The organism is Pandoraea capi (assembly GCF_902459735.1).
GTDB classification, from domain to species: domain Bacteria; phylum Pseudomonadota; class Gammaproteobacteria; order Burkholderiales; family Burkholderiaceae; genus Pandoraea; species Pandoraea capi.
In genome coordinates, this window is sequence record NZ_CABPRV010000002.1 from 611,436 (window position 1) to 634,834 (window position 23,399).

General features: G+C 63.2%; 16 protein-coding genes and 2 tRNA genes. 9 read left to right on the forward strand and 9 right to left on the reverse strand.

The annotated features are described in order from the left end of the window. Positions 1-81: 81 nt before the first annotated feature. The 3 genes from PCA20602_RS06110 (at position 82) to pgi (ending at position 4,979) form a co-directional block, all read left to right on the forward strand. A complete protein-coding gene (locus tag PCA20602_RS06110) occupies positions 82-1,356 on the forward strand; it encodes a D-amino acid dehydrogenase (protein ID WP_150720426.1) in 1,275 nt (424 codons plus the stop codon). A 226-nt stretch (positions 1,357-1,582) separates the two neighbouring features. Beyond that, a complete protein-coding gene (locus tag PCA20602_RS06115) occupies positions 1,583-3,235 on the forward strand; it encodes an NAD(P)H-hydrate dehydratase (RefSeq protein ID WP_150720427.1) in 1,653 nt (550 codons plus the stop codon). 85 nt (positions 3,236-3,320) lie between these two features. Beyond that, the gene (gene pgi, locus PCA20602_RS06120; protein ID WP_174980842.1) at positions 3,321-4,979 is read left to right on the forward strand and encodes a glucose-6-phosphate isomerase; all 1,659 of its coding nucleotides are present in this window, start codon (positions 3,321-3,323) and stop codon (positions 4,977-4,979) included. 81 nt (positions 4,980-5,060) lie between these two features. Here the strand turns inward: pgi and PCA20602_RS06125 are convergent, their stop codons facing one another. Next, complete coding sequence (locus PCA20602_RS06125; protein WP_069343309.1) at positions 5,061-5,753, reverse strand: ABC transporter ATP-binding protein; 693 nt, start codon at positions 5,751-5,753, stop codon at positions 5,061-5,063. Positions 5,754-5,805: 52 nt separating this feature from the next. On the opposite strand from PCA20602_RS06125, the gene PCA20602_RS06130 reads away from it, so the two are divergent. Then, the gene (locus PCA20602_RS06130) at positions 5,806-6,450 is read left to right on the forward strand and encodes an arylesterase (RefSeq protein WP_150720580.1); all 645 of its coding nucleotides are present in this window, start codon (positions 5,806-5,808) and stop codon (positions 6,448-6,450) included. Positions 6,451-6,507: 57 nt separating this feature from the next. Here PCA20602_RS06130 and PCA20602_RS06135 read toward each other — a convergent pair whose 3' ends face one another. The 8 genes from PCA20602_RS06135 to tig all read right to left on the reverse strand — a co-directional run bounded on the left by PCA20602_RS06135 (position 6,508) and on the right by tig (position 15,558). Next, on the reverse strand, positions 6,508-8,433 hold the full coding sequence (locus tag PCA20602_RS06135) for a SurA N-terminal domain-containing protein (RefSeq protein WP_150720429.1): 1,926 nt from the start codon (positions 8,431-8,433) through the stop codon (positions 6,508-6,510). Positions 8,434-8,515: 82 nt separating this feature from the next. Beyond that, a tRNA-Asp gene (locus PCA20602_RS06140) sits at positions 8,516-8,592 on the reverse strand. Between the two features lie 14 nt (positions 8,593-8,606). Next, a tRNA-Val gene (locus PCA20602_RS06145) sits at positions 8,607-8,682 on the reverse strand. 52 nt (positions 8,683-8,734) lie between these two features. Beyond that, positions 8,735-9,037: an HU family DNA-binding protein gene (locus tag PCA20602_RS06150; RefSeq protein WP_484549318.1), complete on the reverse strand. Its 303-nt coding sequence runs from the start codon at positions 9,035-9,037 to the stop codon at positions 8,735-8,737. A gap of 268 nt (positions 9,038-9,305) precedes the next feature. Then, positions 9,306-11,726: an endopeptidase La gene (lon, locus tag PCA20602_RS06155; RefSeq protein ID WP_150720430.1), complete on the reverse strand. Its 2,421-nt coding sequence runs from the start codon at positions 11,724-11,726 to the stop codon at positions 9,306-9,308. A gap of 194 nt (positions 11,727-11,920) precedes the next feature. Beyond that, positions 11,921-13,201, reverse strand: a complete 1,281-nt coding sequence (gene clpX, locus PCA20602_RS06160) for an ATP-dependent Clp protease ATP-binding subunit ClpX (RefSeq protein WP_069343777.1) — start codon at positions 13,199-13,201, stop codon at positions 11,921-11,923. Positions 13,202-13,437: 236 nt separating this feature from the next. Further along, a complete protein-coding gene (clpP, locus tag PCA20602_RS06165) occupies positions 13,438-14,091 on the reverse strand; it encodes an ATP-dependent Clp endopeptidase proteolytic subunit ClpP (RefSeq protein WP_044458178.1) in 654 nt (217 codons plus the stop codon). A gap of 126 nt (positions 14,092-14,217) precedes the next feature. Continuing rightward, positions 14,218-15,558, reverse strand: coding sequence for a trigger factor (gene tig / locus PCA20602_RS06170; protein WP_150720431.1), 1,341 nt, complete (start codon positions 15,556-15,558; stop codon positions 14,218-14,220). A 433-nt stretch (positions 15,559-15,991) separates the two neighbouring features. Here tig and PCA20602_RS06175 point away from each other — a divergent pair, with 433 nt between their 5' ends. The 5 genes from PCA20602_RS06175 (at position 15,992) to PCA20602_RS06195 (ending at position 23,387) form a co-directional block, all read left to right on the forward strand. Beyond that, positions 15,992-16,795, forward strand: a complete 804-nt coding sequence (locus PCA20602_RS06175) for a TetR/AcrR family transcriptional regulator (RefSeq protein ID WP_150720432.1) — start codon at positions 15,992-15,994, stop codon at positions 16,793-16,795. 324 nt (positions 16,796-17,119) lie between these two features. Continuing rightward, positions 17,120-19,618 (forward strand): acyl-CoA dehydrogenase, encoded by a 2,499-nt coding sequence (locus tag PCA20602_RS06180; RefSeq protein WP_425495648.1) that lies wholly within the window; start codon positions 17,120-17,122, stop codon positions 19,616-19,618. A 54-nt stretch (positions 19,619-19,672) separates the two neighbouring features. Next, positions 19,673-21,106, forward strand: a complete 1,434-nt coding sequence (locus PCA20602_RS06185; protein ID WP_150720434.1) for a 3-oxoacyl-ACP reductase — start codon at positions 19,673-19,675, stop codon at positions 21,104-21,106. Between the two features lie 2 nt (positions 21,107-21,108). Next, entirely contained in the window at positions 21,109-22,071 is a 963-nt protein-coding gene (locus PCA20602_RS06190) for a MaoC/PaaZ C-terminal domain-containing protein (protein ID WP_150720435.1), read from the forward strand. Continuing rightward, the gene (locus tag PCA20602_RS06195; protein ID WP_150720436.1) at positions 22,068-23,387 is read left to right on the forward strand and encodes an acetyl-CoA C-acetyltransferase; all 1,320 of its coding nucleotides are present in this window, start codon (positions 22,068-22,070) and stop codon (positions 23,385-23,387) included. Before PCA20602_RS06190 ends, PCA20602_RS06195 begins: the two co-directional genes overlap by 4 nt. The last annotated feature ends 12 nt before the right edge of the window (positions 23,388-23,399 follow it).

Genomic DNA, 23,399 nt, shown 5'->3' on the forward strand with positions numbered 1-23,399 from the left:
GGTTTCCGGGCTCGCAGCACGTCATAGAACGACACTAACAAGCGAACGAACGGGCGTTCGCCACACACCAGACGGTTGGGAATGAAGGTCATCGTTATCGGCGGCGGGGTCATTGGCACGTGTACCGCCTACTATCTGGCCGCCGCGGGGCACACGGTCACGCTCATCGAGCGCAATAGCACGGTTGCGCAAGAGAGCAGTTTCGGCAATGCAGGCGTCATCGCGCCGGGCTACGTCACGCCCTGGGCAGCGCCCGGCATGCCGCGCAAACTGCTGGGCTACATGTTCAGCTCGGCCAGCCCGCTCATCTTCCGGCCCGGCCTGTCCGCCGGCACGTGGCGCTGGGCGGCACGCTGGCTGCGCGAGTGCAAGCTCGATCGCTATCGCGCCAATCGCGAGCGCATGCAGCGTCTGGCGTTCTACAGTCAGCGTTGCCTGCACGAACTGCGCGAAAGTCACGTTTTCGAATACGAACATACGCAGGGTTACCTGCAACTGTTCCGTACCGAACGCGAAATCAAGATGAACGAGCCGGCGCGCGCCATGCTCACCGAGAACGAGGTGCCGCATCGCCTGCTGAGCGCAGACGAGTGCCGCAAGCTCGAACCCGCGCTCTCGACCGATGCCCCGCTCGCAGGCGGTCTGCATCTGCCGCGTGACGAGACCGGCAACTGCCCGCTCTTCACCAAGCGCCTCGCACAGATCGCCCGCGACATGGGCGTGACGCTCGCCACGGAAACGACCGTGCTGTCCGTACGCCCGAACGTCGGCCGCGCCGGCGTGACCGTCGAGACGGCGAGCACGGCGCAGACCGGTCAGAAGGCGTCGCTCGAAGCCGACGCCGTGGTGATCGCTGCGGGCGTTGCCAGCACGTCGCTGCTGCGACCGCTGGGCATCGATCTGCCGCTGTGGCCGATCAAGGGTTACTCGATCACGGTGCCGGTGAAGACCGAACTGTTCAGCCCGCGCGTCGCCGTCATGGACGAGTCTTACAAGACCGCGATCACCCCGCAAGGCAATCGCCTGCGCATTGCCGGCACGGCCGAATTGGGTGACACGCAGCTCGTTCTGCGCGAGCGCGCGATCGCCACGCTCTACAAAGTGGCGACGGACTGGTTCCCCGGCGCCGGCAAGTACCGTGAAGCACGGGCATGGGTCGGGGCGCGTCCGATGTTGCCCGATGGTCCGCCGCTGCTCGGCGCCACGCACCTGCCCGGCATCTTCCTCAATGTCGGTCACGGCTCGACCGGCTGGGCGATGGCCTGCGGCTCGGGACGCGTACTCGCCGACGTCATCTCCGGACAGACGCCCGAGATCGATCTCAACGGACTGACCCTCGCGCGCTACGACCGCTAAAGGATCGTCAGGCTGGCCCGGGCACCAGGGATGGAACGGCATGCGGCAACGCCGTGTCGGACATCACCGACACCATGTCGGGATTCGCACCGGCAGGCAGAACGGGGGATTGGCGGCATAATCTCCAGATCGGTTCGCATCGTGTGGCGCCCGCCACGTGTTCTCCCCCGGGGCGTGACACCATACCTTGCGCTCGCCGCCCTCGTCTCCGGGAGACCTGACTGTCATGTCCGATTCCTTGCGTGTCGATGACGCAACCGCCGTCACGACCGATACCTCCCCTGCCAACGCCAGTCCGCTTGCTCGCCCGCATGCATCCTCGTCGCGCCCCGATAGCGTATCCGAGGCCGTGCACCCGACAGCCTCGCTGAGCTTGTACCTGCCCGGCGCGCTGCGCGATGTCGAACGCGTCGCCGCCGCAACGCTCCCACCGCACACCCTGATGGCCCGCGCCGGTGCCGCTGTCGCGCGTTGGCTTTACAGCCGCCTGCCTGCCCTCGCAAGTGCCGGCCGACAACCCGTGCTGTTGCTCGCCGGCCCCGGTAACAACGGCGGCGATGCCTACGTTGCCGCGCATGAACTCTATCGATGGGGGGTACTGGTGGACGTCTGGCAACTAGCGCCGCCCGCCGCCGACGATGCGCGCTGGGCGCTCGCCGAAGCGCTTGCCGCCGGCGTACCGGTGCGCCCCGCGCCATCGACGTGGCCCGAACCCAGCGCCTACGCATGGATCGTGGACGGTCTTTTCGGCATCGGACTCTCTCGCGCACTGGAAGGCCCCGCCGCAGCGCTCGTCCGCAATATCGCGTACGCCCATGAACAAGGCACGCCAGTGCTCGCAATCGACATCCCCAGCGGGCTGATGGCGGCCACCGGCGTCGCCGACGGTCCTGTCATTCACGCGGATGTGACGATCGCCATGCTGGGCGCCTGCCCGGGACTGTTGACGGGCATCGGCCGCGACGCGGCTGGCGACGTCCTCGTGGCGAAGCTGGGTGCCGAAGCGGCGCTGGCACGTCATGACGACGGCGCCCTCTCGACCAGCGCCCCCAGCGTGTTTGTCGCCGATCTGCCGCAGCGCCATCACGCGTCTCACAAAGGCAGCTACGGATCGCTCGCCGTACTCGGCGGACAGCACGGCATGGTCGGCGCGCCGATGCTCTCGGCGCGCACCGGTTTGATGGCGGGCGCGGGGCGCGTCTACGTCGGCTTCGTCGCGCACGACGCACCGGCGTGGGACCCCGTACATCCCGAACTGATGCTGCGTCTCGCCGAAGACCTCGATCTCACGACGATGCAGGCGGTCTGCATCGGGCCGGGGCTCGGCACATCGGCGGCGTCCGCAGCGTGCCTGTCACGTGCACTCGCGCTCGACCATACGCCACTGGTCATCGATGCGGATGCGCTCAATCTGCTCGCCGCAGAGCCGTCACTTGCCGAACGCGTGCGCCGACGTGCCGGGCCGACGGTCTTCACGCCGCACCCGCTGGAAGCCGCACGGCTGGCAGGTTGCGATGTCGCTCGTATTCAGTCGGATCGTCTGGCGTCGGCACGCGCGCTGGCGCAGCATTTCGGCGCGACGGTGGTGCTCAAGGGCTCCGGCAGTATCGTCGACGATGGTGCGCATGCCTGGATCAACACGACGGGCAATGCCGGGCTCGCCACCGCAGGCACCGGCGACGTGCTGACCGGCGCGATCGGCGCGTTGCTCGCACAAGGGATGCCCGCACCCCAGGCGGCACTGGCGGCGGTATGGCTGCATGGCAAAGCCGCGCAGCGCTGTGTGACGGACGGCATCGGACCCGCAGGATTGACCGCGTCCGAACTCCTGCCCGCCATTCGTGCCGAATTGCGAGAATTGCGAGCACTGACACCATAGGCCACAGCGGCCCGCCGTCGCATTTCAGCGTAATTTCGCAGCGACACCCGTTATACTTCGCCTTATCGAAATGGCCCTACCGCACATGCCGTACAAGACATCCGTTCGTCTGGACCAACTTCCTGCCTGGCTCACCCTCCTCGAACACCGCGACGAGATCGCTGCACAACAGATGCGCGACTGGTTTGCCGGCTCGGGGGCCGAGACACGCGTCGAAACTTTCTCGCTGCACGCTGCGGGTCTCTATCTCGACTATTCGAAGAATCGCATTACCGAGAAAACGCGCACGTTGCTCACCCATCTCGCACGCGAATGCCATCTGCCGGCCAAGCGCGATGCCATGTGGGACGGTCAACACGTCAACGTGACCGAAGATCGCGCAGCGTTGCACATTGCGCTACGCGCGCCGAAAGACGTCTTGTTTCATGACACGTCAGGCGACGTCAGCCAGGGCGTGCGCGAAACGCTCTCGCGCATGCGCGACTTCAGCGAACGGGTTCGCGACGGGCGCTGGGTCGGCGCAACGGGCAAACGCATCAAGCACCTGATCAACGTGGGAATCGGTGGCTCGGATCTGGGGCCGCGCATGGTGTGCGACGCCCTCGCCGTCTATGGCCGCGCAGATCTCTCGGCACACTTCATCGCCAACATCGATCCGACGGAACTCGCTCGCACGTTGCCGACGCTCGACCCGGAATCGACACTGGTAGTCGTCTGCTCGAAGACGTTCACAACGCTCGAGACCATGACCAATGCGCGCACCATTCGCGCATGGCTCATCGAGAACGGCATTCCCGAGGGCGAACTCAACAAGCATTTCGTCGCTGTGTCGACCAACGTCGACGAAGCCATGAAGTTCGGGATTCTTCGCGAGAACGTGTTCCAGTTCGGCGAATGGGTCGGCGGTCGCTATTCCCTGTGGTCCTCTATCGGCCTGATCGTGATGCTTTATCTGGGGGCGGCGCATTTCGATGCTCTGCTCAGCGGCGCGCATGCGATGGACGAACACTTCCGTCACGCCCCGCTCGAAGCCAACATGCCGGTGCTGCTCGGCCTGCTCGGCATCTGGTATCGCAACTTCTTCGACGCGCAGACGCTGTCCATCGCCCCCTACACCGACGCGCTGCAAAAGCTCCCGCCATACCTGCAACAGCTCGATATGGAGAGCAACGGCAAGTCGGTGCAGGTCGATGGCTCCCCCGTCTCGTGGCAAACCGCGCCGATCATCTGGGGCGAGCCGGGTACCAACGGCCAGCATGCGTACTTCCAGATGCTGCATCAGGGCACGACGCTCGTACCGGTCGATTTCATTGCCGTGCTCGAACCGCAATACGACCAGCCCGCTTACCTCGATCACCATCACAAGCTGCTGGCCAATTGCTTCGCGCAAAGCGAGGCGTTCCTGCAAGGCGGTTCGATGGCGACGCCCGAGCAAGCTGGCGGGCCACTTGCTGCACAGCGTCGCTTCGATGGCAACCGTCCTAGCAACACGCTGGTCATCGACAAGTTGACGCCGGAGCGGCTCGGTGCGCTGATCGCGCTCTACGAACACAAGGTATTCGTTCAGGCTGCCATCTGGAACATCAATCCGTTCGACCAATGGGGCGTAGAGCTGGGCAAGACGCTGTGCCGCGCGATCGAACCCGAGCTGAACGACCCCGACTCACTCAAGCCCGGTGCGCACGACGCATCGACGGCCTCGCTGATCCGCATTGCCGGCGAAGCGCTCAAGAAGAAGATCTGACGGCAGGCGCCGACATCAAAGGCCCGGACGTAAAAAAGGAGAAGCCAGTGCGGCTTCTCCTTTTTTTGGGGTGTCCTGTACTCAGACGGCAGCGCCGTTGACCACCCGACCACCCGCGAGTTGCACAGTGGCGTCGCAGCGCTGCGCAATGGCCAGATCGTGCGTGACCAGCACCAGCGTCGCCCCGCTCGCCTCGTTGAGCGAGAACATCAGATCGATGACCCGCTCGCCGGTGGCCGTGTCGAGGCTGCCCGTCGGCTCGTCGGCGAACAGCACGGTAGGTTCGGTAACGAATGCCCGCGCAAGCGCCACGCGCTGCTGCTCACCGCCGGAAAGTTGCTTCGGATAGTGCGTCAGACGCGACCCCAACCCCACCTGTTCGAGCAATTTGACGGCACGATTACGCACTTCACGTGTCTCACCCAGCAATTCGAGGGGAAGCATCACGTTTTCGAGCGCTGTCAGGTGCGGCATCAACTGGAAAGACTGGAAGACGAAACCGACGGCACCGCGCCGCAATGCGGCACGTCCTTCCTCGTCGAGCTCACCCAGCGACTGGCCCAGCAGCGTAATGCTGCCATCCGTGGCGGTGTCGAGCCCGGCCATCAGACCGAGCAATGTGGACTTCCCGGATCCCGACGCCCCCACGATCGCCACACTCTGGCCTTTCGCGACGGCAAAATCGATATCCTGCAAAATGACAAGCTCACCGGTGGCGTCGCGCAACCGTTTGCCCAGACCCCGTACTTCAATAACGTTTTCGGAAAACGACATGGCAAGAAGAGAGTTCTTGAAATTGGCCGCCTCAGCCGTCATTGGCTGGTGCATGCTGACAGGGACCGCAGCGAACGCGGCAAGTTCTGGCGCGCCGACGATTCTCGTCGTGGGCGACAGCCTTTCGGCGGAATATGGCATTGCGCGAGGCGCCGGCTGGGTCAATCTGATGCAGCAGACGATCACACAAGGCGGTTTCGATTATAACGTCGTCAATGCCAGTATCAGTGGTGACACCACGAGCGGCGGACGGGCGCGGCTCGCCCCCTTGCTCGATCGCTACCATCCGGCCGTCACGATCATCGAACTCGGCGGCAACGACGCGCTGCGCGGCATTCCGCTCGACCTCACACGCAGCAATCTGCGTGAAATGATCACCGCATCGCGCAAGGCCGGCAGCCGGGTGATCGTCGTCGGCATGCGCATCCCGCCGAACTATGGCCCCGACTATAGCGAGCAGTTCTTCACGATGTTCTCCACCGTCGCCAAGCAGGAAAAGACCGGCTATGTCCCGTTCCTGCTCGCCGGTGTTGCCGAGCATCCGGACTGGTTCCAGCAGGATCAGATTCATCCGCTGGCCAAAGCGCATCCCATGATTCTGCAAAACGTCTGGCCGAGGGTGAAACCGTTGCTCAAACCCGCTGGCAAGCCGCCGGCCAAGGCCGCGGACTCCAGATCGCCGAAGTCCGGCGCATAAAAAAACGGCCAACTCAGTTGGCCGTTTTTCATTCCGACAGAAGGGCGTGTGCCGCGATCAGTTGCCCGACGACTTCGTCACGTCGTTCACGATCTTGACCTTCGAACGCGCGCGCAAGTCACCCAGCCATGCGTTCCACTCGGCTTGCGCCGCCAACTGGCTGAGCTGCTGCGCTTCGGCGGCCAGACGCTGCGCGTCCTGCCCTGCCGGCTGCGATACCTTGCTGATGCGATACACCGCGTAGCCCTGACCTTCGCCCAACGCGACGCCCACATAGGCCGGCAGCTTGCTCGTGTCGGCACTGAAGATGGCCGTCAAGGCGCTGGGCGCAAGCTTGCCCGGATTGTCACGCGAGACGGTCTGCACAGCGCCGAACGCCGCGTCACCGCCCTTCTTGAGCGCTTCGAGCTTGGCTTCACCAGCCTTCTTCGCTTCCTGCTCTGCCAGATCGGCAGTCGCCATCTGCTTCACCTGTGCCTCGATCTGTGCGAGCGGCGGCGTCGCGGCCGGGTGATAGTTCACCACGTGAGCGGACACCAGCACACCCTGACCGACATCCACGGCTTCGGTGTTGCGCTTGTTCTTGAGCGACTCGTCGCCGAATACGGCCTTGAGCAGTTTCTCGTTACCAAGCGGGCTCTGGGCCAGCGCAGCGTCCGGCGTGCGCGTCACCTTCGCGGTCTGCACCTTGAGGTTCAGCTTGTCGGCCACCGGTTGCAGGCTGTCAGGCTGCTCGTACACCGAGTTCGTGAACTGGTCGGCAAGCTTGGCGTAGCTCTTGGCAGCTTCCTGCTGACGATACTGATCGGCCAGCTGCGACTTCACTTCATCGAACGACTTGGTCTGCGACGGCTTGATGCCCGTCAGCTTGATGATGTGATAGCCGAAATCGCTTTTCACGACATCGCTGATGTCGCCTTCGCCCTTGAGCGAGAAAGCGGCATCGGCAAACGGCTTGACCATCGCGTCGCGCGCGAAAAAGCCCAGATCGCCGCCATTGGCCTTCGAGCCCGGGTCTTCCGAGTTCTCGCTGGCGAGCTTGGCGAAGTCGTTCGGGTTCTTCTTGATCTGCGCGAGGATGGCTTCGGCCTTGGCCTTCGCCTTCGCATGGTCGGCGGGCGAGGCATCCGCCGGCGATGCGATCAGGATGTGCGAGGCACGGCGCTCTTCCTGCGTCGTGTACTGCTTCAGATTGTCGTTGTACATCTTACGCAGTGCATCGTCGCTCGGTGCTGCCTGCGCCGACGTCGGCATGGCCTTCGGGTCGAGCACGACGTACTGAATCTCGGCGGATTCCGGCGTGCGGAAAGCCGCCTGATGTGCGTCGTAGTACGCCTGAATCTGTTGCTGCGTCGGCACGATCTTGCTTGCGTAGTCCGACAGCGGGAAGTCGAGCGCCGCAACGTCACGCTGTTGCGAACGCAGTTGCGCGAAACGATCCACCACCGTCTTCGGCAACATGGCGCTCGCCTGCACGCTCGAAGGCAACTGGTTCGATGCCAGCTCGAAACGGATCTGCGCTTCGAGACGCTGCGGCGTCAGATTCTGTGCAGACAGCAGTTGCTCGTAAGCGGCTTGATCGATCGAACCATCCGGGCGACGCATCTGCGCGATCGCGGGAATGGCCAGCAGCGCATCGCGCACCTGAGCGTCGGGCACCGACAGATTCTTCTTCAGCGTTTCCTGCGTGAGCAGCTTCTGCTGAATCAGGTTATCGAGCACTGCGCTGCGCATTTCCGGCGTGTTGATCTGGCTCGCATCGACGGCGCCACCAAACATCTGCTGCATGCGTTCGGTCTGTGCGCGCAGCACGCTGTCGTACTCCTGACGCGTCACGGTCTGATCGCCGACCTTGGCAATCGTACCGGCATCCGAGGCGTATTCCTGCCAGCCATGCACGCCAAACACCACGAACGACGGGACAATCAGCACCGTCAGGAAGATGAGGACCAAGCGTTGATGTCGGCGAATGAAGTCGAACATACGAAATCGGAAGAGTCGTCTGGATGCGTTTTATGACGCTATATGGCAAAAAAGGCGAACCGAAGTTCGCCTTTTCACAATTTGGCGGAGCGGACGGGGCTCGAACCCGCGACCCCCGGCGTGACAGGCCGGTATTCTAACCAACTGAACTACCGCTCCCCAAGATCTGGAACTGGTGGGTGCTGAGGGGCTCGAACCCCCGACCTACGCCTTGTAAGGGCGCCGCTCTACCAACTGAGCTAAGCACCCGTTCCTGATTTTGTCTTGTTGTTACTGCCTCCTGCCGAAGCAGGAAAGCTCGTTAGTTTACATTATCTTTGAGATCTTTGCCAGGGCGAAATTTCGGAACCTTTGCCGCCTTGATCTTGATGGCTTCCCCAGTGCGAGGATTGCGGCCCGTTCGGGCAGCGCGCTTCGTAACGTAAAAGGTGCCAAAGCCAACCAGCGTCACATCGTCACCTTTTTTCAGCGACTTCTTTACTGCACCCACCAATGCGTCAAGTGCTCGACCGGCAGCGGCTTTCGAAACGTCTGCCTCTTTTGCGATGTGATCGATCAGTTCCGTCTTATTCACTGTAACCCCCTTGCAAGGATAGTAGGCGATTGAGCCGCGGAGGCGCTCTTGATGCGCCTTGACATTGATCTGAGAGGTCCGCTGGCTTTGCCATTAGACAAGCCGCAAACCCTGATGTCAAGCCGTTTTGCGGCCTCTGGACGGCATCGGAAGCACTCCTGAATCAATGCTTTCCGGTCGCTATTTTCGAGCACATTGCGTCAATAAAAAAAAGCCCGGGGAAAACCCCGAGCTTTTTGCGCATTTTTTCACCGGGCAGTGACCCGACCTGCGATCACTCACCCGATGAAAACAGCGATCAGTGCTTGATGACGTCCTGCTTACCGCTGGCATCCGCATTCGGCGTGACCGGTGCAGCCTTGGCTTCCTCTTCCGGCAGCGGCGTCGGCGCATGCTCCAGTGCGCGCTCCAGCACCTTGTCGATCCAGCGCACCGGCACGATCTCCAGCGCGTTCTTGACCGTGTCGGGAATCTCGGCGAGATCCTTCACGTTCTCTTCCGGAATCAACACCAGCTTGATACCGCCGCGGTGAGCCGCAAGCAACTTCTCCTTGAGGCCGCCGATCGGCAGCACTTCGCCACGCAGCGTGATTTCGCCGGTCATCGCCACATCGGCACGCACCGGAATTCCGGTCAGCACCGACACGAGCGCCGTCGTCATCGCGATACCGGCAGACGGACCGTCCTTCGGCGTCGCGCCTTCGGGCACGTGGATGTGGATGTCCTTCTTCTCGAACTGCTCGTCGGTCACACCGAGGCGACGTGCACGCGAACGCACCACCGAGCGGGCCGCTTCGACCGACTCCTTCATCACGTCGCCGAGCGAACCCGTGCGAATGATGTTGCCCTTGCCCGGCATCAGCGCAGCTTCGATGGTCAGCAGATCGCCGCCCACTTCCGTCCACGCCAGTCCCGTGACCTGGCCGATCTGGTTTTCCTTCATGGCCAGACCGAAGTCGAACTTGCGCACGCCCAGGAAGTTATCGAGGTTGCCCGCATCGACCTTGATCGACGAGCCATCGACCTTCTTGAGCAGCAACATCTTCACGACCTTGCGGCAGATCTTCGAGATCTCACGCTCGAGCGAACGCACGCCCGCTTCACGCGTGTAGTAACGAATGATGTCGCGAATCGCGGCTTCCGTCAGATCGATCTCGCCTTCCTTCAACCCGTTGTTCTTCTTCTGCTTCGGCAGGAGATAACGCTGGGCGATGTTGACCTTTTCGTCTTCCGTGTAGCCCGACAGGCGGATCACTTCCATACGGTCGAGCAGCGGCGCCGGAATGTTCAGCGAGTTCGACGTCGCCACGAACATCACGTCCGACAGATCGAAGTCGACTTCGACGTAGTGATCCGAGAACGTGTGGTTCTGTTCCGGATCGAGCACTTCGAGCAACGCCGAGCTGGGATCGCCGCGGAAGTCCATGCCCATCTTGTCCACTTCGTCGAGCAGGAACAGCGGGTTACGCACGGCGACCTTGGACAGGCTCTGAAGGATCTTGCCGGGCATCGAACCGATGTACGTGCGACGGTGACCGCGAATCTCGGCCTCGTCACGCACACCGCCCAACGCCATGCGCACGAACTTGCGGTTCGTCGCACGCGCGATCGACTGACCGAGCGAGGTCTTGCCCACGCCGGGGGGCCCCACGAGGCACAGGATCGGCGCCTTCACCTTGTCCACGCGCTGTTGCACAGCAAGATACTCAAGGATACGTTCCTTGACCTTCTCGAGACCGAAGTGGTCTTCGTCGAGCACCTTCTCGGCGTTCGACAGGTCGTTGTTGACCTTGCTCTTCTTGCGCCACGGCAGACCGACCAGCGTGTCGATGTAGTTACGCACGACCGTGGCTTCCGCCGACATCGGCGACATCAGCTTGAGCTTCTTGAGTTCGGCGTCGGCCTTCTTCTTGGCTTCCTTGGGCAAGTGCGCGGCCTTGATGCGCTTCTCGAGTTCTTCGAGATCCGCACCTTCCTCGCCTTCGCCAAGTTCCTTCTGGATCGCCTTGACCTGCTCGTTCAGGTAGTACTCGCGCTGGCTCTTTTCCATCTGACGCTTCACGCGGCCGCGGATGCGCTTTTCGACCTGAAGAATGTCGATCTCGCTTTCGAGCTGAGCCAGCAGATGCTCCAGACGTTCGATGACCGGGAACATCTCCAGAATCTTCTGCTTCTGCTCGAGCTTGAGCGGCAGATGCGCAGCGATGGTGTCAGCCAGACGACCCGCTTCGTCGATCCCCGACAGCGACGTCAGGATCTCCGGCGGAATCTTCTTGTTGAGCTTCACGTACTGATCGAACTGCGCGACGATCGCGCGACGCAGCGCCTCGGATTCCGGCGAGTTGCCGTCATCCGGTTCGAGCGGCATGACTTCCGACGTGAACTGGGTTTCCTCTTCGTCCACACTCAGGGTGCGGGCGCGCTGGATACCCTCGACCAGCACCTTGACGGTGCCGTCGGGCAATTTGAGCATTTGCAGGATGTTCGCCACGCAGCCGATCTCATAGAGATCCTTGGCCGTGGGCTCATCCTTGGCCGCGGCTTTCTGCGCGACTAGCATGATGTGCTTGCCGCCTTCCATCGCGGTTTCAAGCGCCTTAATCGATTTCGGACGCCCCACGAAAAGGGGAATCACCATGTGCGGAAACACGACCACGTCGCGCAGAGGCAACAGGGGCAGTTGAATCGCTTCGGGCGGGAGGATTTGGGTGCCTGACATCTCGTTCCCCATATTTAACGATACCGTTGTGTTCCAGCTAATTGAGGCCGCCGGCGAGAATTACAAGGGGCTGAACACGCCCTTTCGCCAACAAGTTGCACCACTCGGGGTTTCATTGCCCGTGGCACTAGTATGAAGGAAAAAAAGCCGTCCATGTTTCCATGAACGGCTTAGGGTAGCGCTGAGTTGACCGTTCAATTGGAACCGGCAACCTTCGGCGACTCCTGATAGATCAAGAGCGGCTTCCCGTCGCCGCTGATCGCATTCTCATCCAGGATCACTTTGGTTACCCCCTTGAGCGACGGCAACTCGTACATCACTTCCAGCAGCGCTTGTTCGATGATCGAACGCAGGCCGCGAGCGCCGGTCTTGCGCTTGATGGCCTTGCGAGCCACCGCGTGCAGCGCCGCCGGACGAATTTCCAGTTCCACGCCTTCCATCAGGAACAGACGCTGATACTGCTTGACCAGTGCGTTCTTCGGTTCGATCAGGATCGTCACCAACGCTTCTTCATCAAGCTTACCCAACGTGGCAACCACCGGCAGACGACCGATCAGTTCCGGAATCAGGCCGAACTTGATCAGATCTTCCGGTTCGACGTCGCGCAGCAGTTCGCCTGCGTCGCGCTCTTCACCGGTCTTCACCGTCGCACCGAAGCCGATACCGGTCTTCTCGGTACGGTTCATGATGATCTTTTCAAGACCATCGAACGCACCGCCGCAAATGAACAGGATGTTCGTCGTGTCGACCTGGATGAAATCCTGGTTCGGGTGCTTGCGGCCGCCCTGCGGGGGCACCGAAGCCATCGTGCCTTCAACCAGCTTGAGCAGCGCCTGTTGCACGCCTTCGCCCGACACGTCACGCGTAATCGACGGATTGTCCGACTTGCGGCTGATCTTGTCGATTTCGTCGATGTAGACGATACCCTTCTGCGCCTGCTCGATCTCGTAGTTGCAGTTCTGCAGGAGCTTCTGAATGATGTTTTCGACGTCCTCACCCACGTAACCGGCTTCGGTCAGTGTGGTGGCGTCGGCAATCACGAAGGGCACGTTGAGCAAACGCGCGAGCGTTTGCGCGAGCAGCGTCTTGCCCGAACCGGTCGGCCCGATCAGCAAGATGTTGCTCTTGGAAAGCTCGACCTCGTCGCGCTTGTCGCCGAGGTGTTTCAATCGCTTGTAATGGTTGTAGACCGCAACGGCCAGAATCTTCTTGGCACGGTCCTGACCGATCACGTATTGATCGAGACTCTCGCGAATTTCCTGCGGAGACGGCAAATCGGACTTGGCGCCGCTGCCATTCTCGTCTTCGGCCGCTGCGGCCTCGTCGCGAATAATCTCGTTGCACAGATCAATGCACTCGTCGCAAATGAACACGGACGGACCTGCGATGAGCTTCTTTACCTCGTGCTGGCTCTTTCCGCAGAAGGAGCAGTAGAGCAGCTTTTCGCCGTTGGAAGTGCTTTTTTTATCCACCATATCTGTGTCAGCCTGCTAGCAATTTGCGCCCCGGTCGTCCCCCGTCGGGGGCGGCAAACGCGGCATACGTGAATCCCATTGTAACGCCATGCCGTACGAGCGTGTGGCCCACTCGCGACAGCCATAAATTCCCTTTTACGACAAAGACTTGGCGCGATCACCCTGCTTCCCGAAACGAAAATGCCAGGTGTCGCGCCAACGATTTTGCCGTCAGGCGCCCCGAATTCGGGTCCGAATCAGGGACGCTTTTCGAGCACGCGATCGATCAACCCATACTCGACAGCATCGGCCGCCGACTTGAAGTTGTCGCGATCGGTGTCGCGCGCGATCACTTCGAGCGACTGCCCGGTGTTCTCGGCCAGCAGACGATTCAACCGATCCTTGAGCAAAAGGATTTCCTTGGCGTGAATCTCGATGTCCGATGCCTGACCGCGAGCGCCGCCCAGCGGCTGGTGGATCATGATGCGTGCGTTCGGCAGCGCGAAGCGCTTGCCCTTCTCACCGGCGGCGAGCAGGAAGGCGCCCATGCTGGCAGCCATACCGAGGCACAGCGTCGAGACCGGCGGCTTGATGAACTTCATCGTGTCGTAGATCGCCAGACCTGCCGAGACGGAACCGCCCGGTGAGTTGATGTACATCGAGATTTCCTTGTCAGGATTTTCGCTCTCGAGGAACAGCAATTGGGCGACGACGAGGTTGGCGCTTTGGTCGTTGACCTCGCCAACCATGAAAATGATGCGCTCCTTGAGGAGTCGCGAATAGATGTCGTAAGCGCGCTCACCACGACCACTTTGCTCGACGACCATCGGCACGAGGCCAAGGCCTTGCGTGTCGAGAGCGGAGTTGTGCGTCTGGGAGGCGAGTTGGGCGAGCAATTCGGAACGGGTAATCATATCGGTTCGACCCTTCTATCGAGATGGTTTTGCGCGCCGCAAGGAGGAAGCCCGGAGGCCATTTGGAAAAGAACCGCCACGGCCTTGCGGCCGCGGCGGTTCAGTCGGTCGTGTCGCGTTCGATCAGGATTGCGTGTTGCCGGCCAGCTCTTCGAAGCTAACTTGCTTGTCGGTCACCTTGGCCTTGCCAAGGACGAACTCGACCACGTTGTTCTCGACGACGAAACCTTCCATTTCCGCCATGCGCTGCTGATCGCCATAGTACCAGCGGACGACTTCTTGCGGGTCTTCGTAGCTCTTCGCGAACTCCTCGACTTCGGCCTTGATCTGGTCCGGCTTCGCTTGCAGGTCGTTTTGCTTGACCAGCTCGGCCAGGATCAGACCCAACTTCACGCGACGCTCGGCCTGTTCCTTGAACATCTCAGCCGGAATCGGCACATTGCCGGCGTTCGGCACGCCGCGTTGTGCGAGGTCCTGACGAGCCATGGCCACCAGACGCTCCTGATCCTGAGCCACCAGCGCGTTCGGCACGTCGAGTTCCGACACCGAGATCAGGGCGTTCATGACCTGATCCTTGAGGAGAGCCTGCGTGCGACGCTTCACTTCGCGCGACAGGTTTTCCTTGATGTCGGCGCGCATCTTTTCGATGCTGCCGTCGGCGATGCCGAGCGACTTGGCGAATTCGCCGTCGACTTCCGGCAGGTGCGCCCACTCGACCTTCTTGAGCGTGACGGTGAACGTGGCGGTCTTACCGGCCACTTCCTTGCCGTGGTACTCGTCCGGGAACTTCAGTTCGAATTCCTTCGACTCGCCGACCTTCAGGCCCAGCGTTGCCGTTTCGAATTCAGGGAGCATGCGGCCTTCGCCCAGCACGAAGACGAAGTCTTCGGCGCTGCCGCCTGCGAACACTTCACCGTCGATCTTGCCGACGAAGTCGACCGTCACGCGATCGCCGTCCTTGGCTTCGACCGAGCCGCCGTCGCCATGGGCGCCGGCTTCGCCGCGCACGTGATAGTGCACGCGCTGCTTACGCAGGATGTCGATGGTGCGATCGATCTCGGCTTCCGAGACATCGGTCGTGGTGCGGCTCACTTCTGCCGTGGCCAGATCGCCGATCTTCACTTCCGGATAGACTTCGAACGTGGCGTCGAATGCGTAATCGGTCGCAGCGGCGTCGGCCTTCGGGGCGAAGCTCGGCTGACCGGCCACGCGCAGATCCTGTTCCTTGCTGACTTCGAAGAATTGCTGGCCGACCTTGTCGCTGACGACTTCGGCTTCGACCTGACCACCGTATTGCTGGGTGACCATCTTCAGCGGCACCTTGCCCGGACGGAAGCCCGGCATACGGACCGTCTTCGACAGCTTCTGAATGCGCGCTGCAACTTCTTTTTCAACGTCCTGCTTCGGCAGGGTGATGGTAAAGCGACGCTCGAGCTTGCCGAGGTTTTCAACAGCGATAGTCATGAGGATATTCGTCCATCCAGAGGGTCGTTCTGTGTTGCGGCGAGGGAATGCCGCAAGCGGACCCTGTCAGTTAATCAACCTTGGGCCGGAACCGACGATACGACGCCGGCTTCCCTCCGCACCCGATAAATCGGGTTAGCGCCAAAACGGTCTTGCACACAAAGCGGGACATTCTAGCAAACTATTGTCCCGCCCCTAGACTTTCCGGCAGGAAAGCACGGAAATCAGACCTTTCCATCCCTGCACAGGTTCAACGCGCGTTATCGCGCAAAGCCCCGCCCCGCTTGTCTCAGCCAAAGCTTTAGAGGATGCAATCCATAAATATCGCTTGGGAGACGTCCGCCAACCGCCTAGGATTCAATCGAACGTTTGAATGAAACATCGGTTCCTTGAGACGACGCGGCGTGGTGCCGCGTCTCACTGGAGGTACGTCGTGAGTCCTCGCGCCCCAACCGGCCGCCAAGCCGGCGACACCAAGCTGCGCATCCTCGATGCCGCGGAAGACCTGTTCATCGAATTCGGCTACGAAGCCATGTCGCTGCGCCAGATCACCTCGCGCGCCGAGGTCAATCTGGCCGCCGTCAACTATCACTTCGGCAGCAAGGAAACGTTGCTGCAAGCCATGCTTTCGCGCCGGCTCGACCGGCTCAACGACGAGCGTCTGGCGCTGCTCACTCGCGCCGAAGCCGAGTGGCCTGCCCCGAAGCTGACCTGCGAGCACGTGCTCGGCGCCATGTTCATCCCGGCACTGGCCATCTCCCATCATCGCGACATCGGCGGTCCGGCGTTCCTGCGACTGCTCGGGCGCGTGTACGCCGATCCTTCGCCCTTCATTCGCGACTATCTGCAACAGCATTACGCCCCGGTCTTCGAGCGCTTCTTCGAGGCCTTCGCACGCGCGCTGCCGGAACTGCCGAGGCAGGAGCTTGGCTGGCGTCTTCATTTCGCTTTGCAGGCACTCTCCGGCGTGCTCGCCAGCAGCGACACGTCGCGCCTCATCGACACCTTCGCTCAGGGCCAGCCGATGGGCGACCTACAAGTCGTGGCAAGGCTGACCGCGCTCATGGTCGCCGCGCTCAAGGCGCCGATGCCGGGCGAAGAACAACTCGCAAGCTTCGCCGCCGTCTTTGCGCTGGCGAAGGACGCCGACGTCACACCGCCGCGCGAGGCAGGACAAGTGTCCGGCGCGTCGACGCCGCAAGCCAACGACGAGGGCCTGTCGCTCGCGAGCGCCTGATCCCTCCGGCCAGTGCCGCTGCACGAGACGCGCAGCGGTTCTGCCTCACCCGTCAGCACTGCGGGGCAGTTGCATTGCCATGCCCCTGAAGTTTCGAGATTCGACGCTTTACTCGAATTCCCGGCGCACCAATACATCGCCGAACGATCCAATAAAAACGCCGTCACCAATTCCAACTGCGCGCAACGCCAGCGAAATCCGGTAGACGGCATGAGGACGACAGCACGCACGCGCAACGCATTCGCCCATCGGGGTTCATGCGCTGCGCGACGGCAGGCGCGATGGCGCTTTCCGGCGAGCTGAACCCAAAGGGAGGAGCAAATGATGGTCGTATGGATTCTCGCGTTTGTCGTGGGCGTGAGCGCCCTGCTGTTCTATCGTGCGCATGCCTGGCAATGGTTGATTGCGACCGTGCTGTGGGTCGGCGCGGGCCTTGCCTGCGGGTTGACGGGCATCGTCGCGACCGCCGTGCTAGGCATCGTCTTCGTGCTGCCTGCCCTGATCCTGTCCATCGGCCCGCTGCGCCGTGCATGGGTCACTGCGCCGATGCTCGCCAAGTTCAGGACCATCATGCCGGAAATGTCGGATACCGAAAAAGATGCCATCGAGGCCGGCACCGTCTGGTGGGATGCCGACCTGTTCTCCGGCCGCCCGGACTGGAGCAAGTTTGCGGCACTGCCTGCCCCGGCGCTCAGCGCCGACGAACAAGCCTTCATGGACAATCAGGTCGAGCATCTGTGCGACCTGTCCAACGACTGGGAAAGCACGCAAGTCTGGCAAGACCTTCCGCCCAAGGCGTGGCAATACGCGAAGGACGCCGGCTTTCTCGGCATGATCATCCCCAAGCGCTACGGTGGCCTCGAATTCTCCGCCTATGCACACTCTCAGGTCGTGATGAAGCTGGCGTCGCGCTGCTCGGCCGCCGCTGTCTCGGTCATGGTGCCGAACTCGCTGGGTCCCGCGGAACTGCTGCTGCACTACGGCACCGAGGACCAGAAGAACTATTACCTGCCGCGTCTGGCCAAGGGTGAGGAGATTCCCTGCTTCGCCCTCACGAGCCCCTACGCCGGCTCGGACGCCGCCGCCATTCCTGACGTGGGCATCGTCTGCCGCGGCACGCATGAGGGACGCGAAACGCTGGGCTTTCGCGTCACCTGGAGCAAGCGTTACATCACGCTCGGCCCCATTGCGACCGTGCTCGGCCTCGCCTTTCGCGCGCTCGACCCGGAACATCTGCTGAGCGACGACGACGAACCCGGCATCACGTGTGCGCTGATCCCGACGACGCATCCGGGCGTCGTCATCGGACGCCGTCACTGGCCGCTGAACGCCGTCTTCCAGAACGGCCCGAACTCCGGCAAGGACGTCTTCATTCCGCTGGAATGGGTGATCGGCGGACAGGCACAAGTCGGCAAGGGCTGGCGCATGCTGATGGAATGTCTGGCCGCCGGCCGAGCCATCTCGCTGCCCTCCTCCAACGTAGGCTACTCGAAGATTGCCGTGCGCGCGACTGGCGCCTACGCCGCCGTGCGCCGCCAGTTCCGCACCCCCATCGGCAAGTTCGAAGGCGTGCAGGAAGCGCTCGCGCGCATGGCCGGCAACCTGTATGCGATGGACGCAGCGCGTCGTATGGCCGCGCTCGCCGTCGATCTCGGCGAGAAGCCGTCAGTGATCTCGGCCATTGCGAAGTACCACGTGACCGAACGTGCGCGAAAGGTCGTGAACGACGGCATGGACGTCGTTGCGGGCAAGGGCATCTGCATGGGCCCGAACAACTTCCTCGCGCGCGCCTATCAGCAGATTCCGGTGTCGATCACCGTCGAAGGCGCGAACATCATGACGCGCTGCCTGATGATCTTCGGCCAGGGTGCGATTCGCTGCCATCCGTACGTGCTCAAGGAGCTGGCCGCCGCGCAGACGACCGACGACACCGCCGCCGTACGCGCCTTCGACGATGCGCTCTTCGGCCATCTGACTTTCGTCACGAGCAACATCGTGCGCGGCGCGCTGCAAGGCATCACGCATGCCCGCTTCTCCGCCGTCCCGTCGAACGCCGCCCCCGAATTGCACGCGTACTATCGCGCCGCGAACCGCATGTCGACGCTGCTCGCCATTGCCGCCGACGTGTCGATGGCTGTCCTCGGCGGTTCGCTCAAGCGTCGCGAGAGCATTACCGGACGCCTCGGCGACATCCTCTCCCAGCTCTTCCTGCTCACCGCCACGCTCAAGCGTTTTGAAGACGAGGGCCGCCCCGAAGCCGACCTGCCGCTCGTGCACTGGGCCGCGCAGGACGCTCTCTGGCAAGCCCGTGAAGCGTTCGAAGGTGTGCTCGCGAACTACCCCTCGCGCGGCGTGGCGTGGTGGATGCACTGGAAACTCATGCCGCTCGGCCTGCCGTATGCCAAACCGTCCGATGCGCTGGCCGCGCGCGTCGCCGAGATCATGCAGACGCCGGGCGACGCCCGCGAGCGCCTCATCGCCGGCAGCTACTCGCCGAGCCCCGAGGTCGACGATCTGGCCTACGGCGAAATCGTCTTCCAGATGACGCCGCAGGTCACCGTCATCGAGCAACGTCTGCGCACGGCGATCAAGGACGGCCGTCTGCCGGTCATGCCGCAGAGCCTGCCCGAATTCACCGCCTGGGTCGAACACGCCGCGAAGCTGCAACTGGTGAGCGACGAGGAGCGCCGTTTGCTGGTGCAGTACGCCGATTACGCCGCGAAAGCTGTCGCCGTCGACGACTTCCCGGCCGACTTCGGGCGCGCGGCCGACATGCGACAAGCCCAGCAACCGACACCGGCGGACGAAGCGCTCACGTCGTGAGCCCACGCTTCTGACGATACCCCCGACACCGAATACCTGGAGGATTTGCTCGCCGTGACGACGTCCGACCGATACCTTGCCTTCGCCAACTCCGCAGTAGGTAGCCGCCTTGCCAACGCGCTCGGCCTGCCGCGCCCCGTGCCGCTGGAGCGCATGCCGGAATACGGCGACGACGTTGCCGAGGCGCGTCCCGTTGCCGCGCCACTGGCCGTCGTCGGCGGCGCGGGCGACGCGCCGCTGCTCCCCGGGCTCGCGCGTGAACTGCATTGGCTGGGTGTGCCGAGCCTCGCGCACGCCGAGCGGCTCGACTGGATCTCATACGCCAACAAGGCAGGCACGATGAGCGGACGGTTCAACCCGAGCGAAGGCGTCCGTCCGAAGGCCTTGCTGTTCGACGCCAGCGCCATCGACAACACCGACGACCTGCGCGCGTTGTACGCCTTCTTCCACGATACCCTCGCCTCACTCGACCGATGCGCACGTGTGCTCGTGCTGGGCCTGCCGCCGACGATGGCCGCAACGCCGCCGGCCAGCACGGCGCAGCGGGCGCTGGAAGGCTTCGTGCGCTCGCTCGCCAAAGAACTCAAGCGGGGGGCGACAGCGCAACTGCTCTACGTTGCCCCGCAGGCCCGTGAAGCCTTGCACTCGACCCTGCGCTTCTTCCTCTCCCCTCGCGCGGCTTACGTGAGCGGTCAGGCCGTCACGCTGCAAGCCCCCGTGTTCGAGACGCCACCGATGCGCGACCAACGCCCGCTCGCCGGGCAGGTGGCTGTCGTGACCGGCGCGGCGCGTGGCATCGGTGAAGCCATCGCTACCGTGTTGGCGCGTGACGGCGCACATGTGGTCTGCGTCGACATCCCCGCCGCACAGGACGCGCTCACGACCGTCGCCACCCGCCTCGACGGCAGCGCCTTGACGTGCGACATCGCCGCGCCCGAGGCGGCCGCCGTGCTGCTGGCGCATCTGTCGACGCATGCGCCGCACGGGCTGGACATTCTCGTGCATAACGCCGGCATCGCGCGCGACAAGACACTCGTTCGCATGAGCGACGCGCAGTGGCAAAGCGTGCTGGACATCAACGTCGGCGCCCCTCAGCGTCTCAACGCCGCGTTGCTCGATGCGGGCGTGCTGCGCACCAACAGCCGGATCGTGGGCGTGGCGTCGATCAGCGGCATTGCCGGCAATCGCGGGCAGACGAATTACGCCGCCTCGAAAGCGGCCGTGATCGGCATGGTCGAGGCGTGGGCGCCGGTGCTCGCCGGGCGTCAGATCAGCCTCAACGCCGTCGCGCCCGGATTCATCGAGACGCAGATGACCGCCGCCGTGCCGTTCGCCATCCGCGAAGCCGGACGCCGCATGAATTCGCTCGGCCAGGGCGGCCAGCCGGTCGACGTCGCCGAGACCATCGCGTGGCTGGCGCATCCGGCCTCGGGCGCGCTGACCGGACAAGTCGTGCGCGTGTGCGGTCAGAGCCTGCTCGGAGCCTGACGATGCCCAATGACCGAGCCGATCGCCCCGACCGCCCAGATAGCGACGTCGTCCCCGTCCAGCGAGTGACACAAGTCACCTATCTGTCCTCGCCGCTGCATCTGTATCTGCGAGCGTTACTGTCGTCGCGCAAATCATCGCGGGCGCAGCCGATGCCCTTGCTGGCGTTCGAGCGCCGCAACGTGCCGCTCGATGCCGACGACATCGCCCGCTACGCGCGTCTGTGTGGCTTTCGTGAGGCAGACGGCGTACCGCCCACCTGGCCGCACCTGCTTGCGTTTCCGCTGCACATGTTGCTCATGACGGACCGCGCCTTTCCGTTCGCCATGCTCGGCATGGTCCACCTGGCCAATCGCATCCGGCAGCATGCCGCGCTCGCCGTCGGCGACCGTCTGACGCTCGACGTGCGCTGCGGCCCGCTGTACGCGCATGACAAGGGGCAGGTGTTCACCGTCGTCACCACAGCGCGACGGGACAACCGTATCGTGTGGACGGGCGAGAGTCTGTACCTGAGAACCGGCGTTCACAACGCCCTCGGCGTGCCTTATCGATCCGAACTCAGTGCGGACGACACGCTGACCCGAGACGCCGCGTGGGCGGTCCCGGCGGACCTCGGCCGCCAGTACGCGCGCATCTCGGGCGACTACAACCCGATCCATCTGTGGCCGCTCACGGCGAAGCTGTTCGGCTTTCCCAGGCCGATCATCCACGGCATGTGGAGCTTCGCGAGAACGCTCGCCGCCGTGTTGCCGCCCGGCGCGGCCGACCTCGATCTCCTTGTGGAATTCAAGACGCCAGTGCTGCTCCCCGGCGACGTCACTTTCTGGCGCGCCGCAGACGCTGAACGCTTCGAACTGCGCGACGCTGCGGGCACTGTCCCGCATCTGCGCGGACGCTGGCAACCTCTCGCCCCCTCGGCATCCGCCGCCACCCCGGATCTGACGAACCTGACGGACCTGACATGAGCGCCATCAAACCTACCGCGCCCGCCCCTGCACTGCGGCGCGTCGCCATTCTTGGCGGCAATCGCATTCCGTTTGCACGCTCGAACACCGCCTACGCCACCGCATCGAATCAGGACATGCTCACGGCCGCGATTCAAGGCCTCGTCGACCGCTTCGACCTGCACGGTCAGACGCTGGGCGAAGTCGCTGCAGGCGCAGTCCTCAAGCACGCCCGCGACTTCAATCTGACGCGAGAGTCCGTGCTGTCGACCACGCTCGCCGCGCAAACACCCGCCTATGACGTGCAGCAAGCCTGCGGCACCGGGCTGGAGACCGCCATCCTCACCGGCAACAAGATCGCCCTCGGGCAGATCGACGTGGCCATCGCGGGCGGTGTCGACACGGCATCGGACGCCCCCATCGGCGTCAACGAAAAACTGCGCAAGATCCTGCTCGAAGCGAACCGTCAGCGCAGCACGGGCGGCAAGCTCGGCGCGCTGGCGAAGGTGCGGCCGGGAATGCTGTTCAGCCCGGCCCTGCCCCGCAACGGCGAGCCGCGCACGGGCCTGTCGATGGGCGAGCATTGCGAGTTGATGGCCCAGCACTGGGCAATCGTGCGCGCCGCACAGGACGAACTCACGCTCGCCAGCCACGAACATCTGGCGCAGGCCTATGACCGTGGCTTTTTCCTCGATCTGATGACGCCGTTCCGGGGCCTGCAACGCGACAACAACCTGCGTCCTGAACTGACGCTCGAAAAGCTCGCGAGCCTCAAGCCGGTTTTCGACCGCAGCGCGACAGGCACGCTCACGGCAGGCAACTCGACCCCGCTGACCGACGGCGCGTCGTGTGTGCTCCTCGCGAGCGAGGACTGGGCAAAGGCGCACAACATCCCTGTGCTCGCCTATCTGACGTATTCGCAAACGGCTGCCGTCGACTTCTTCAATGCCGATGAGTCACAACGCGAAGGGCTGCTGATGGCCCCCGCCTACGCCGTGCCGCGCATGCTGGCGCAGGCCGGACTCACGTTGCAGGACTTCGATTTCTACGAGATTCACGAGGCGTTCGCAGCGCAGGTGCTGTGCACGTTGAAAGCCTGGGAAGACCCCACGTACTGCCGAGACAAACTCGGACTGGCCGCGCCACTGGGCAGTATCGACCGCCAGCGTCTCAACGTGCACGGCAGCTCGCTCGCCTGCGGCCACCCGTTCGCAGCGACCGGCGGACGCATTCTCGCCACGCTCGCCAAGTTGCTCGCGCAACGCGGTGGCGGACGCGGCCTCATCTCCATCTGCGCCGCCGGCGGTCAGGGCGTGGTGGCCATGCTGGAACGGTAACGACGATAAAAA